This is a genomic window from Stutzerimonas stutzeri SDM-LAC (assembly GCF_000235745.1).
Lineage (GTDB): Bacteria > Pseudomonadota > Gammaproteobacteria > Pseudomonadales > Pseudomonadaceae > Stutzerimonas > Stutzerimonas stutzeri_H.
The window spans coordinates 20,936-33,212 of the sequence record NZ_AGSX01000053.1; the positions used below are offsets into that span (position 1 = coordinate 20,936).

10 protein-coding genes are annotated in these 12,277 nt (G+C 66.2%); 4 read left to right on the forward strand and 6 right to left on the reverse strand.

Annotated features, from left to right (window positions below):
- Positions 1–5: 5 nt before the first annotated feature.
- The 6 genes from PSTU_RS0106320 to cra form a co-directional block, all read right to left on the reverse strand.
- Positions 6–455, reverse strand: coding sequence for a DMT family transporter (locus PSTU_RS0106320; RefSeq protein WP_019340197.1), 450 nt, complete (start codon positions 453–455; stop codon positions 6–8).
- Positions 456–525: 70 nt separating this feature from the next.
- The gene (locus PSTU_RS0106325; protein ID WP_019340198.1) at positions 526–1,086 is read right to left on the reverse strand and encodes a DUF4136 domain-containing protein; all 561 of its coding nucleotides are present in this window, start codon (positions 1,084–1,086) and stop codon (positions 526–528) included.
- A gap of 30 nt (positions 1,087–1,116) precedes the next feature.
- Entirely contained in the window at positions 1,117–1,743 is a 627-nt protein-coding gene (locus tag PSTU_RS0106330; RefSeq protein ID WP_029404643.1) for a DUF4136 domain-containing protein, read from the reverse strand.
- 20 nt (positions 1,744–1,763) lie between these two features.
- Positions 1,764–2,513, reverse strand: a complete 750-nt coding sequence (locus PSTU_RS0106335; RefSeq protein WP_019340200.1) for a methyltransferase domain-containing protein — start codon at positions 2,511–2,513, stop codon at positions 1,764–1,766.
- Positions 2,510–2,815, reverse strand: coding sequence for a nucleotide pyrophosphohydrolase (locus tag PSTU_RS0106340; protein ID WP_019340201.1), 306 nt, complete (start codon positions 2,813–2,815; stop codon positions 2,510–2,512). Before PSTU_RS0106340 ends, PSTU_RS0106335 begins: the two co-directional genes overlap by 4 nt.
- A gap of 66 nt (positions 2,816–2,881) precedes the next feature.
- Positions 2,882–3,871 carry a catabolite repressor/activator gene (gene cra / locus PSTU_RS0106345; RefSeq protein ID WP_019340202.1) on the reverse strand — a complete coding sequence of 330 codons (990 nt, stop codon included), beginning with the start codon at positions 3,869–3,871 and terminating at the stop codon, positions 2,882–2,884.
- A 182-nt stretch (positions 3,872–4,053) separates the two neighbouring features.
- Between cra and ptsP the strand changes: the two genes are divergently transcribed.
- From ptsP to PSTU_RS0106365, 4 genes are all read left to right on the forward strand, one after another.
- On the forward strand, positions 4,054–6,936 hold the full coding sequence (gene ptsP, locus PSTU_RS0106350) for a phosphoenolpyruvate--protein phosphotransferase (protein WP_019340203.1): 2,883 nt from the start codon (positions 4,054–4,056) through the stop codon (positions 6,934–6,936).
- Positions 6,936–7,874, forward strand: coding sequence for a 1-phosphofructokinase (gene pfkB, locus PSTU_RS0106355; protein WP_019340204.1), 939 nt, complete (start codon positions 6,936–6,938; stop codon positions 7,872–7,874). The genes ptsP and pfkB overlap by 1 nt, the downstream gene beginning before the upstream one ends.
- A gap of 20 nt (positions 7,875–7,894) precedes the next feature.
- Entirely contained in the window at positions 7,895–9,634 is a 1,740-nt protein-coding gene (locus PSTU_RS0106360; protein WP_019340205.1) for a PTS fructose-like transporter subunit IIB, read from the forward strand.
- Positions 9,635–9,754: 120 nt separating this feature from the next.
- Positions 9,755–12,163 (forward strand): membrane-bound PQQ-dependent dehydrogenase, glucose/quinate/shikimate family, encoded by a 2,409-nt coding sequence (locus tag PSTU_RS0106365; protein ID WP_019340206.1) that lies wholly within the window; start codon positions 9,755–9,757, stop codon positions 12,161–12,163.
- Positions 12,164–12,277: the final 114 nt, after the last annotated feature.

Genomic DNA, 12,277 nt, shown 5'->3' on the forward strand with positions numbered 1-12,277 from the left:
CGCCATCAGCCGCGGCGGATCATCCACACGCCGCCAAAGATCAGCAGCAGCCCGGCAATCTTCCCAAGGCTGATCGACGACTGACGAAAACCCGCCCAGCCGAAGTGATCGAGCAGCAGCGCCATGCCCAGCTGCCCGGCCAATACCAGCGCCATGAACAGCAGTGCGCCGATACGCGGGCCGGCGAAGGCCGCCGTGGCGATAAAGAACATCCCCAGCAGGCCAGCGCACCAGTGATACCCGCTCAGGCCGCGCAGCGCCTGGATTCCCGGCATGTCTCGCTGGAACAGGACGACGCAGATCAGCGCCACGGTGCCCACCGCGAAGGACAGCAACGCCGCGCTCATGACACTGCCGAAGTGCTTGGCCACTTGCCCATTGATGCCGGCCTGTAGGGGCAGGAATGCTCCGGCAATCAACGGCAGAACGAGCAGCCACCAGGCTATGACGGGCATGCAAATGTCTCCAGAACGTAACTAAAAGCCCGCCAGAGCGGCGGGCTGAAAGGGATGCGAGCCGACAATGCTAGCGCGGCGGGTATTGTGAGAGAACCTTGTTGACGGTTTCGCGAAACATCCCGGCCCGCTCCTGAGGGCTGCCGGGGTCGTCGCGCAGGACCTGTTCGGCGCTGCCGCGCCAGACCAGCTTGCCGTCGTCAGCGTCGTAGAGGTCCAGCTGCAAGGTGCCGACCTGATAGTGGATGGTGCGGGTGTCCGTGATCGCCGGTCCACCCCAGAATCCGTGCCACGGGCCGCCCCATGCGCCGATTGACGAGGTGGTGTATTGCTGGCTGCGCTCATCGACGAGAAACCAGGCCTGCACCAGCAGATCCGGTTGTGCGCCAGCTTGGGCCTGACGCAGGCCGCGCTGGTCGAGCTGTTCGCTGACGGCGCTGCGGATGCGTTGCTCGGTCAGGTCGCTCTTGATGCGCGGATCGTCCGGGCGGTACTGCAGGGCCGGCTCTTTCCAGCTCCAGGTCCGGTAGGCGGAAAAATCGCGCTGCGGGTCGAAGTCGCGTTGTACCTGGGTGCTCTGACAGGCAGCGAGCATCAGTAGCAGGGATAGCATCAGCAGTGAGCGGGACATCTCGGTTCTCCTTGCGGTAAGTACGCAATCTCAGCGCGGCGGATAATCGGCGAGCGCACGGTTCACTGCATCGCGTGCTGCGTCTTTGCGTTCGGCCTGGCTATCACCGCTCAGGGCTTCGGCGCGATTGCTCCACACGGTCTGGCCGGAGGCGCTGTCGATCATCTCGATGCGCACGGTGACCACTTCTTCTTCGTAGTGACGCACCACCGGGACGCTGCCGCCAATGCCATAACCGCTGTTGTACCCCGGACCGTAGCCGCCATAGCGACCGGCACCGACGCCGACTCGGGTGCCGTAATCATCGTATACCTGCCGCACACGGGTCTCCATCTGCGCGCTTGCGCTGATCTGCACATCGCCCTTGGCGCTCGGTGGCGCCGGACGCAAGCCGCGCTGATCGAGCGCGCCGGACACCATTTCCTGCAGCTCCTCGGCAGCGAGCGTAGCCGTGGCAGCCGGCGGGTTGCGCCAGCTCCAACTCTGATAGCTGGAGAAATCCCGTGGTGCGGCCGGATAGGTCGGCGACTGGATCTGCTCGACCGGTGGCGCCGGCGGAATCGGCGCCGACTCGGACGTGTAGGGGTTGTCGCTTTGACAGGCTGCGAGGCCCAGGCCAAGCAGCGCACACAGCAGCGGTGGCAGGACACGAACCATGAAAACCTCCGGGCCGGCTGTCAGCGCGGCCGACATAACCAATGCAGGTAACGCCCGAGGCCGGCGAATGTCGGATGGCGGCGGTAGGCCAGTTCCATCTCGATGAGGTCGGCAGGCTCGGTACGGGCCTGGAAATCGGCGGGCATGTAGTCATGGAATACGCGCACGCCACTGGTTGATTCGACCTGCCAGTGCGGCGCGAGTTGCGCGGCCAGCTCGCGCGGGTCGAGCGGCTGTTGCGGTGTCAGGCTCTGGCGCTCGCCCGCGTAGGTCTGGGTGCGCAGCTTCTTGAAATGGCCCTTGAGCAGGTTGCGGTAGATCAGCGCATCGCGATTGTAGAAGGCCAGCGACAGCCAGCCGTCATCCGCAACCAGGCGATGCAGCACCGGCAGGATCGCTTGCGGCTCGGCCAGCCACTCCAGCACCGCATGGCAGATGACCAAGTCGAAACGGCCTTCGACATGGTCTTCAACCTCCTGCCAGGGCGCCTGAATGAACGTCGCCTGCTGGCCGGCTTCGGCGAACTGCTGGCGCGCGCCTTCGAGCATGGGTTCGGCGGGTTCGGCCAGCGTCACCTGATGGCCCTGCTGCGCCAGCCACAGGCTCATGTGGCCAAGGCCCGCGCCGATGTCCAGGACGCGCAATGGGCGTTCCGGTAGAACTTCGGCGAGATCCGCCTGCAGCACCGCAAGGCGGATCGCACCCTTGGCGCCGCCGTAGATTTTCTCGGCGAAGCGCGTCGCCAGCTCGTCGAAATGCCGATCGCTCATCGAGTGAACCGCCGCTCGTTATCGGCCAGCTTGGCCAGCAGCGCCTGCTCCATGTCGATGCCCAGTTCGCTGCACATCAAGAGCAGGTACATGAGGATGTCGCCGACTTCCTGCCCGGCATGCTCAAGTTTGTCGGCCGAAAGCTGGCGCGACTCGTCCTCGGTCTGCCACTGGAATATTTCTACCAGCTCGGCCATTTCCACGCTGGCGGCCATGGCGAGGTTTTTCGGGCTGTGAAAGCGCCGCCAGTCGTTCTGATCGCGGATGGCGTGCAGGCGTTGGGTGATCTGGTCGATGTTCATCAGGAAGGCGGGTGTGTTCGAAAAGACGACTAGCTTCCGCCAGTGCGGCAGCGCCCGCAAGGGGCGTCAGCCGCGGCGCACTTTCAGCTCACGTTCGATGGCGGTCACGCCGGGACGGTAATCGCCCTGCTCTATGGCGCGGATTGCCTGTTCCAGGGTTTGCTCGGCGATCTGCTCGTGCTGCTGGGAAATCGCATTGACCCGGATCGGCAGGAAATCCAGCAACTGCGCGTCACCAAAGGTCGCGAGCCGCAGCTGCTCTGGCCACAGCAGGTTCCGCTCGCGCAGCGCATCGAAGACGCCTTCGAGCAAGACGTAGGCGGTGGTGATCAGCGCATCGGGCAGCGGGCCACGGTCCAGCAGGGCGAGCATCTGTTCACGGCCGCACGCACGGCTGAACTGTTCGGCCTGCAGGATGCTGACCTGACCGCTGTGCTGCGTCAGTGCCTGGCGAAAACCTTCCTCGCGCTGCTGGCTGATGGGCAATGCCGGGCGTGCGCTGATCAGGGCGATATGGGCGGCGGCCGGAACTGCCAGCGAGCGGGTGAGCAGGGCGGCCGCTTCGCAATCATCGCTGACCACCGAGCAGAAATGCTCGGCGTCCAGCGCACGGTCGAGGGCGATCACCGGCGTGCCAGCCGCCTGCACCTTGCGATAGCTCTGGTCGTCGACTGGTAGACAGCTGGCGACGATCAGCGCATCGCAGCGGCGTGAGCGCAGCAGCTGGACGACCTGACGCTCGGTGTCCGGCTCATCGTCGGTGCCGGCAATCAGCAACTGGTAGCCGCGCTGCCGCGCGCGCTGCTCAAGCAGTTTGGCCAGACGTGCGTAGCTGGGGTTTTCCAGATCCGGAACGATGAAGCCGAGGGTACGCGACTGCCCGCGGCGCAGCCCGGCGGCTTGCTGGTCAAGCTGGAAAGCTTGCTGTTCGGCCACCGCCATCACCCGCTCCACGGTCGCCTGGCTGATGCGCCGCTGCGCGGCCTTGCCATTGAGCACATAGCTGGCGGTGGTCACCGAGACGTTGGCGAGGCGGGCGATGTCGGTCAGTTTCAACGGATGGTCCTGAGACGGGTGGTGTGAACTTGGGCTTCTAGAATTACCCAATGTTGAGTAATGTGCCAGCCTTTGGTGAAACGTTTCAGCAAGCGCCCGGTCATAAGCGCCGGCCCAGGGTAAGGGCCCTACCGGCGTAGCGCCCACGACAATGACAAACGCGAGCCCGCAAGGAGTACTCCATGCTTGAGTTGAATGCACAGCACATCCACATGCACCAGACCGCACCGGACAAGCCGGCCGCTTTGGCGCTGCTGAGCGAGGTGCTGGTGGCGGATGGGCTGGTGGCGCCCGGTTACCTCGACGGGTTGCGCGCGCGGGAAGCGCAGGGCTCGACATTCCTGGGGCAGGGCATCGCCATCCCGCATGGCACGCCGGAGACACGTGATCAGGTGTTCACCACCGGCGTTCGGCTGATGCATTTTCCCGCCGGCGTGGACTGGGGCAACGGCCAACAGGTGTACCTCGCCATCGGCATCGCCGCGCGCTCGGACGAGCACTTGCGGCTGTTGCAGCTGTTGACCCGAGCCTTGGGCGAAGGCGACCTCAGTGAGGCGCTGCAGAAGGCCGAGAGCCCCGAGGCGATTATCGACCTGCTGCAGGGCGCACCGCAGGCGCTGGCACTGGATGGCGAACTGGTCGGGCTGGGCGTTGCCGCCGACGACTTCGATGAGCTGGCCTGGCAGGGCGTCAAGCTGCTCAAACGTGCGCAGTGCGTGGAGCCTGGTTTCAATGCCAGCCTGCCGCTGAACCAGGCGCTGCCGCTGGGCGACGGCTTGTGGTGGCTGAGCAGCGAGCAGTCGGTGCAGCGCCCCGGGCTGGCCTTCGTCACGCCGGCGTCCGACCTCCACCATCATGATCAACCGCTCAAAGGCCTGTTCGTCCTGGCCAGCCTCGGCGAAGCGCACCGGGCCATGCTCGAACGGCTGTGCAACCTGCTTATCGAAGGGCGCGGGCAGGAACTGAGCGAGGCGACATCCAGCCGTACCGTATTAGAAGCTCTCGGCGGTGAGGTGCCCGCCGACTGGCCGAGCGCCCAGGTGCCGCTGGCCAACGCCCATGGCTTGCACGCGCGCCCGGCGAAAACCCTGACCGAAACTGCCCAGGCCTTCGAGGGCGAGATCCGCGTGCGCCTGGCCGGCAGCGAGAGCGCCGGTGTGTCGGCCAAGAGCCTGAGCAAGCTGCTGGCGTTGGGCGCGCAGCGCGGTCAAATTCTGGAATTTATGGCCGAGCCCGGCATTGCCGGCGATGCGCTGCCGGCGCTGGTGCGAGCGGTCGAAGACGGCTTGGGCGAGGAGGTTGAGCCATTGCCGGCACCTGGCGAGGCGAGCGAGCCGCCTGTCATGGCGCAGGGGCCGGCAGAGTCGGTCATCGAGCAGGCCGCGTTGCGCGCCGGTGAGCAGGTGAACGGCATCGCCGCGTCGCCCGGCATCGCCATCGGCCCGGTGCTGGTGCGCAAACCGCAGGTGATCGATTACCCCCAACGCGGCGAGTCGTTGGCAGTCGAGCTGCAGCGGCTCGATCGCGCGCTGGACAAGGTACACGGCGAAATCGGCTTGCTGATTCGGGAAAGCCAGGTCGCCAGCATCCGCGACATCTTTACCACCCACCAGGCGATGCTCAAGGACCCGGCGCTGCGCGAGGAAGTCCAGGTACGCCTGCAGAAAGGCCTGAGCGCCGAAGCGGCCTGGATGGAGGAAATCGAAAGCGCGGCGCAGCAACAGGAGGCGCTGCATGACAAGCTGCTGGCCGAGCGCGCGGCTGATCTGCGTGATGTGGGCCGCCGCGTGCTGGCCTGCCTGACCGGCGTCGAGGCCGAGCAGGCGCCGGATGAGCCGTACATTCTGGTGATGGATGAAGTGGCGCCGTCAGACGTCGCCACGCTCAACGCCCAGCGGGTCGCCGGCATTCTGACCGCGGGCGGCGGTGCGACCTCCCACAGCGCGATCATCGCGCGGGCGCTGGGTATTCCAGCCATCGTCGGCGCCGGGCCGGGCGTGCTCGGGCTGGCGCCCAACACCCTGTTGTTGCTCGACGGCGAGCGCGGCGAGCTGCTGGTTTCGCCGACCGACGCGCAGCTCGATCAGGCCCGTACTGAACGCGCCACCCGCGAGGAGCGCAAGCGTCTGGCAAATGAGCGACGGCTGGAGCCGGCGGTTACCCGCGACGGTCATGCGGTGGAGATCGCCGCCAACATCGGTGCCGCCGGCGAAACGCCAGATGCCGTGGCGATGGGCGCAGAAGGCATCGGCCTGCTGCGCACCGAGCTGGTGTTCATGGACCATTCCCAGGCGCCGGATCAGGCGACCCAGGAAGCCGAATACCGCCGCGTGCTGGACGCCCTCGACGGTCGGCCGCTGGTGGTGCGCACGCTGGACGTCGGCGGTGACAAGCCGCTGCCGTACTGGCCGATGCCGGCCGAGGAGAATCCCTTCCTCGGCGTGCGCGGTATCCGCCTGAGCCTGCAACGTCCGGAGATTCTGGAAACCCAGCTGCGCGCCTTGCTCGCCTCGGCCGATGGCCGTCCGCTGAGGATCATGTTTCCCATGGTCGGCTTCGTCGAGGAGTGGCGCACCGCCAAAGCCATGGTCGACCGCCTGCGCGCGGAGTTGCCGGTCGCCGACCTGCAGGTGGGCATCATGATTGAGGTGCCGTCTGCCGCGCTGATCGCGCCGGTGCTGGCCCAGGAAGTCGACTTCTTCAGTATTGGCACCAACGATTTGACGCAGTACACCCTGGCCATCGACCGCGGCCACCCGAGCCTGTCCGGCCAGGCCGATGGCCTTCACCCGGCGGTGCTGCGGTTGATCGGCATGACGGTCGAGGCGGCCCATGTCCATGGCAAGTGGGTCGGTGTCTGCGGCGAACTGGCGGCCGATGCGCTGGCCGTGCCGATGCTGGTGGGGCTGGGGGTCGACGAGTTGAGCGTCTCGGCGCGCAGCATCGCACTGGTCAAGGCGCGGGTGCGTGAGCTGGATTTCGCCGCCTGTCAGCAGTTGGCGCAACAGGCGCTGAGGCTGCCCGGTGCCCATGAGGTGCGCGCCTTTGTCGGGGAGCATTGCTGATGGCCCGCGTCCTGACCGTCACCCTCAACCCGGCCCTCGACCTGACCGTGCGGCTGCCGTCGCTGCGCCTGGGCGAGGTGAATCGCAGCGACAGCCTGCAGGTGCATGCCGCCGGTAAAGGTCTCAACGTCGCTCAGGTGTTGGCTGATCTCGGCCACCAACTGACCGTTACCGGCTTTCTCGGTGAGGGCAATCCGCAGGCGTTCGAGCAGCTGTTCGCCGCGCGAGGCTTTGCCGACGCGTTCGTCCGCGTGGCAGGCGATACCCGCAGCAACATCAAACTGGCCGAAGCCGGCGGGCAGGTCACGGACATCAACGGTCCGGGACTCGATGTCGCCGCCGCACAGCGCAGCGAATTGCTGGCGCGGCTCGAGCGGCTGGTGCCCGGCCATGACCTTGTCGTCGTTGCCGGCAGCCTGCCGCGCGGCATCGAGGTGCAGTGGTTCGTCGAGCTGTTGCAACGGCTCAAGGCGCTCGGCGCGCGCGTCGCGCTGGACACCAGCGGTGTGGCGTTGCGCGAAGGCCTTGCCGCGTCACCCTGGTTGATCAAGCCCAACGAAGAAGAGCTGGGCGAGGCACGCGGGGTCGAGCTCGCGGGTTCAAACGCACTGGCCGTCGAGGCCGGGGCATTGCGGCGCGAAGGCATCGAGCATGTGGTGATTTCCCAGGGCGCCGAGGGGGTTAGCTGGTTCTCGCCGAGCGGGGCTTTGCACGCGCGTCCGCCGAAGGTCCAGGTGGTCAGCACCGTTGGCGCCGGCGACTCGTTGCTGGCCGGCATGCTCCACGGCCTGCTGGAAGGCTGGCCCGCCGAACGCACCCTCGCGCATGCCACCGCGATCGCCGCGCAGGCAGTGGGGCAGGTGGGCTTCGGGATTACCGACCGGGCGCAACTGGCCGAACTGGAAGCTGCGGTTCAGTTCCAGCCGCTGGGCCAATAAATCGAACAAGAGGTGAAGGAATGAATCTGCTCATCGTCACGGCCTGCCCCAACGGAATGGTCACCAGCGTGCTGACGTCACGCTTGCTCGAAGCGGCGGCCCAGCGCCTGGGCTGGTCGACTGCCGTGGAAGTCCACGATCCCAAGGCCATCGGCTCGCCGCTCACGCCGGCCCAGATCGCCAACGCCGACCTGGTCGTGGTGGTCAAGACCGGGCCGCTGTCGCTGCAGCGTTTCGTCGGCAAGCGCGTGGTGCAATCGACGCCATCCGAAGCCTTGCTTGATCCAGAGGGCTTTCTGCGCAGCGCCGCCGAGACGGCCACCGAACTGCCACAGACCGATGACGCGGACGCTGCGCCGGCCGGCGGCAAGCCCAAGCTGGTGGCGATCACCGCTTGCCCGACCGGTGTCGCGCACACCTTCATGGCGGCCGAAGCGCTGCAGCAGGCGGCGGTGCGCAAAGGCTATGAGCTGCAAGTGGAAACCCGCGGCTCGGTGGGCGCGCGCAACGTGCTCGACCCCCAGGCTATCGAGGAGGCCGATGTGGTGCTGCTCGCCGCCGACATCGAGGTGGACGTGGCGCGCTTCGCCGGCAAGCGGGTGTTTCGTTGTGGCACCGGCGTGGCGCTCAAGCAGCCCGAGGCGACGCTGGATCGCGCGCTGGCAGAAGGTGCGGTGCTCAGTGGCGGCGCGGCGGCCAACGCTGGCGCTGCGGAGCAGAAGGGCGAGAAGACCGGCGTCTACAAGCACCTGCTGACCGGCGTGTCCTACATGTTGCCGATGGTCGTTGCTGGCGGCCTGATGATCGCGCTGTCGTTCGTCTTTGGCATCGAGGCGTTCAAGGAAGAGGGCACCCTGGCTGCGGCGTTGATGCAGATCGGCGGCGAGACGGCCTTCAAGCTGATGGTGCCGCTGTTGGCCGGCTACATCGCCTATTCCATCGCCGACCGGCCCGGCCTTGCGCCCGGCATGATCGGCGGTTTGCTGGCCGGCACCCTCGGCGCGGGCTTCATCGGCGGCATCATCGCAGGCTTCGTCGCGGGCTACGCGGCCAAGGCCGTGAGCCGCTGGATTCCCTTGCCGGCCAGTGTCGAATCGCTCAAGCCGATCCTGATCATCCCGCTGTTGGCCAGCCTGTTTACCGGGCTGGTGATGATCTACATCGTCGGTACACCGGTGGCGAAGATGCTGGCCGGACTCACCGAGTTCCTCGACACCATGGGCACGTCCAATGCCATTCTGCTCGGGCTGCTGCTAGGCACCATGATGTGCGTCGACCTCGGCGGGCCGGTCAACAAGGCGGCATACGCGTTCTCGGTCGGGCTGCTCGCCTCGCAAAGCTACGCGCCGATGGCCGCCACCATGGCCGCCGGCATGGTGCCGCCGATCGGCATGGGCATCGCCACGCTGATCGCCCGTCGCAAGTTCGCCCAGACCGAGCGTGAAGCCGGCAAGGCCGCGCTGGTGCTCGGTTGCTGCTTCATTTCCGAAGGCGCGATCCCCTTCGCCGCGAAGGACCCGCTGCGGGTGATCCCGGCCAGTATCGCCGGCGGTGCGCTGACTGGCGCGCTGTCCATGGCGGTCGGCGCCAAGCTGCTGGCGCCCCATGGCGGGCTGTTCGTGCTGCTGATCCCCAACGCGATCAACCATGCGCTGCTCTACCTGGCGGCCATCCTCGCCGGCAGCGTGGTCACCGGGGTGATCTATGCGGTGATCAAACGACCCGAGGCTCAACCACTCAACGTTGGCGCGGCAGCCTGACGGACGGGCTCCAAGGGCTGAACTAAAGGGCTCCGCCGTGCATCCACAGAAGTCGGGTCCAACCTGTGACAAAAGGTTTCGATCCGCTTTTTTAGCGTTTGTCATGGCTGGAGCGTTTAGATGAGCAACGAATACGGACCGCGCCCCTTGCGGATCACCCTGACCGCGCTGGCGATTCTGCTGCTGGGCCTGGTGATGACGGTCGGCGGCGGCTATCTCGCTGCGTTGGGTGGCTCCTGGTACTACCTGACCGCCGGCTTCGGGCTGCTGATAGTGGCTGTTCTGCTATTCACCCGTCGGCGAGCGGCCATATGGATTTATGCGCTGTTGCTGCTCGCAACGCTGGCGTGGACGCTGTACGAGGTTGGCTTCGACTGGTGGCAACTGGCCCCGCGCATCGACCTCTGGTGCATCCTCGGCCTCTGGCTGATGCTGCCCTTCATCAACCGTTACGCAGGCACCCGGTTGATCTGGCGTGACGGCGCCAGCGGGCTGCTCGGCCTCAGCTTGGTGGCCGGGGCGCTGATGGCTGGCTACTCGCTCACCCAGGATTACCATTCGATAGAGGGGCAGTTCAGCGACGCGCAGATGCAGGGCGTCGACCCACAAGGCCAAGCCGGGCGTGCCGAATACGATTGGCCGGCCTATGGCGGATCCGAGCGGGGTGACCGTTACTCGACCGCGGCGGTGATCACCCCGCAGAACGTTGGCGATCTGGAAAAGGCCTGGGTCTACCACACCGGCGACCTGCCAGGCCCGAACGATCCTGGCGAGTTCACCTACGAGGTCACGCCGCTCAAGGTAGGCAACAGCCTGTTTATCTGCACGCCACACAGCATTGCCATCTCCATCGACGCCGATACCGGTGAAGAGCGCTGGCGCTACGATCCGAACATCAATCGCAAGGCCGAGTACTACCAGCACATGACCTGCCGCGGCCTGGCCTTCCACGATGGTGTGCGCTATGCCTCCGCCGGTTCGACGAGCGACCAGCCGGATCAGCCCGCCGCACGCTGCGAGCGCCGTCTGTTCCTGCCAACCAACGACGCCACCCTGGTCGCCCTGGATGTCGAAGACGGCAAGCCGTGCGAAGACTTCGGCAATGCCGGCGTGGTCGATTTGAAAGAAGGCCTGGGTGAAGGCGCGCTGGGCGTCTACCTGCCGACCTCGCCGCCCGTGGTGACGGAAAAGCTGGTCATCATCGGCGGCGCGATCACTGACAACGGCGCGGTGGATTCCCCGGGCGGTGTAGTGCGCGCCTACGACGTGCACAGCGGCGAGCTGGTCTGGTATTTCGACCCGGGCAACCCGGACGCCTCCGAGCCGTTGGCCCCCGGCGAGACCTACACCCGCAGCACGCCGAACTGGTGGACCACTTCGGTCGCGGACGAGTCGCTGGGGCTGGTCTACATCCCCTCCGGCAACCAGACCCCGGACCAATGGGCGAAACCACGCACGCCGGAAGCGGAGCGCTTTACCGATGCGCTGGTGGCGCTGGACCTGGCGACCGGCAAGGTGCGCTGGGAATTCCAGACCGTGCACCATGACCTCTGGGATCGCGATCTGCCGTCGCAACCGACGCTCGTCGATATTGAACGGCCCGAGGGCAAGGTGCCTGCGATCATCCAGCCGACCAAACGCGGTGATCTCTACATCCTCGACCGTCGCACCGGTGAGCCCATCGTGCCCGTAGGCGAGATTTCCGTGCCCCAGGGCACCGATTACGGCGAGTTCACTGCACCTACCCAGCCCGTCTCGTCGGTCAGCTATGCGCCGGATGAGCCGCTGCAGGAGCGCGACATGTGGGGCGGCACGCCGCTGGATCAGATGATATGCCGCATCCAGTTCCGCAAGCTGCGCTACGAGGGTGACTTCACGCCGCCGTCCGAAGGGGGTTCGTTGATCTACCCGGGCAACGTCGGCACTTTCAACTGGCCATCCGTGGCGGTGGACCCGAGTCGGCAGATCCTGTTCGGCGCGCCCAATTACCTGGCGTTCGTCTCCACCATGGTCAAGCGCAGCGAAGTGGACCCGGACCTTCGCACCGGCGGCGGCGAGACCGGCCTGCAACCCAATCTGGGCGCGCCGTACATGGTCATCCTCAAGCCTTTCATGTCGGTACTGGGCTTGCCCTGCCAGAGCCCGCCGTGGGGGTATGTGACCGGCTTCGATCTGCGCACCATGAAGAAGATCTGGCTGCACAAGAACGGCACCAGCCGCGACAGCACGCCCGTGCCCATCGCACTGCCGGTCGGCACCCCTGCGCTGGGTGGCCCGATCGTTACCGCAGGCGGGGTGGCATTCATGAGCGGCACGCTGGACTACTACCTGCGCGCTTATGACCTGCAGACGGGTGAACAGCTGTGGAAGGGCCGCTTGCCCGCCGGCGGCCAGGCGACGCCGATGACCTACGTGTCGGAGAAAACCGGCAAGCAGTACGTCGTACAGATGGCGGGCGGGCATGGTTCGTTCGGCACCGAGATTGGGGATTCGGTGGTGGCCTTTACGCTGGATGAGGAAGGGGAGTAGAGATGGCTGCTTTCGGTGTGATGGCCTCGGCGAGGTCGTCCGCCGGAACTCCGCCCCCTCACCCTAGCCCTCTCCCCAAAGGGGAGAGGGGACTGGTTTCGCGTAAGCCGAACG

What these genes read in the sequence shown, in the direction of transcription:
- PSTU_RS0106330 (WP_029404643.1), bottom strand. Translation starts at nt 1,743, where the DNA reads ATGGTTCGTGTCCTGCCACCGCTGCTGTGTGCGCTGCTTGGCCTGGGC.
- PSTU_RS0106365 (WP_019340206.1), top strand. Translation starts at nt 9,755, where the DNA reads ATGAGCAACGAATACGGACCGCGCCCCTTGCGGATCACCCTGACCGCG.
- PSTU_RS0106360 (WP_019340205.1), top strand. Translation starts at nt 7,895, where the DNA reads ATGAATCTGCTCATCGTCACGGCCTGCCCCAACGGAATGGTCACCAGC.
- ptsP (WP_019340203.1), top strand. Translation starts at nt 4,054, where the DNA reads ATGCTTGAGTTGAATGCACAGCACATCCACATGCACCAGACCGCACCG.
- PSTU_RS0106320 (WP_019340197.1), bottom strand. Translation starts at nt 455, where the DNA reads ATGCCCGTCATAGCCTGGTGGCTGCTCGTTCTGCCGTTGATTGCCGGA.
- PSTU_RS0106340 (WP_019340201.1), bottom strand. Translation starts at nt 2,815, where the DNA reads ATGAACATCGACCAGATCACCCAACGCCTGCACGCCATCCGCGATCAG.
- PSTU_RS0106335 (WP_019340200.1), bottom strand. Translation starts at nt 2,513, where the DNA reads ATGAGCGATCGGCATTTCGACGAGCTGGCGACGCGCTTCGCCGAGAAA.
- PSTU_RS0106325 (WP_019340198.1), bottom strand. Translation starts at nt 1,086, where the DNA reads ATGTCCCGCTCACTGCTGATGCTATCCCTGCTACTGATGCTCGCTGCC.
- pfkB (WP_019340204.1), top strand. Translation starts at nt 6,936, where the DNA reads ATGGCCCGCGTCCTGACCGTCACCCTCAACCCGGCCCTCGACCTGACC.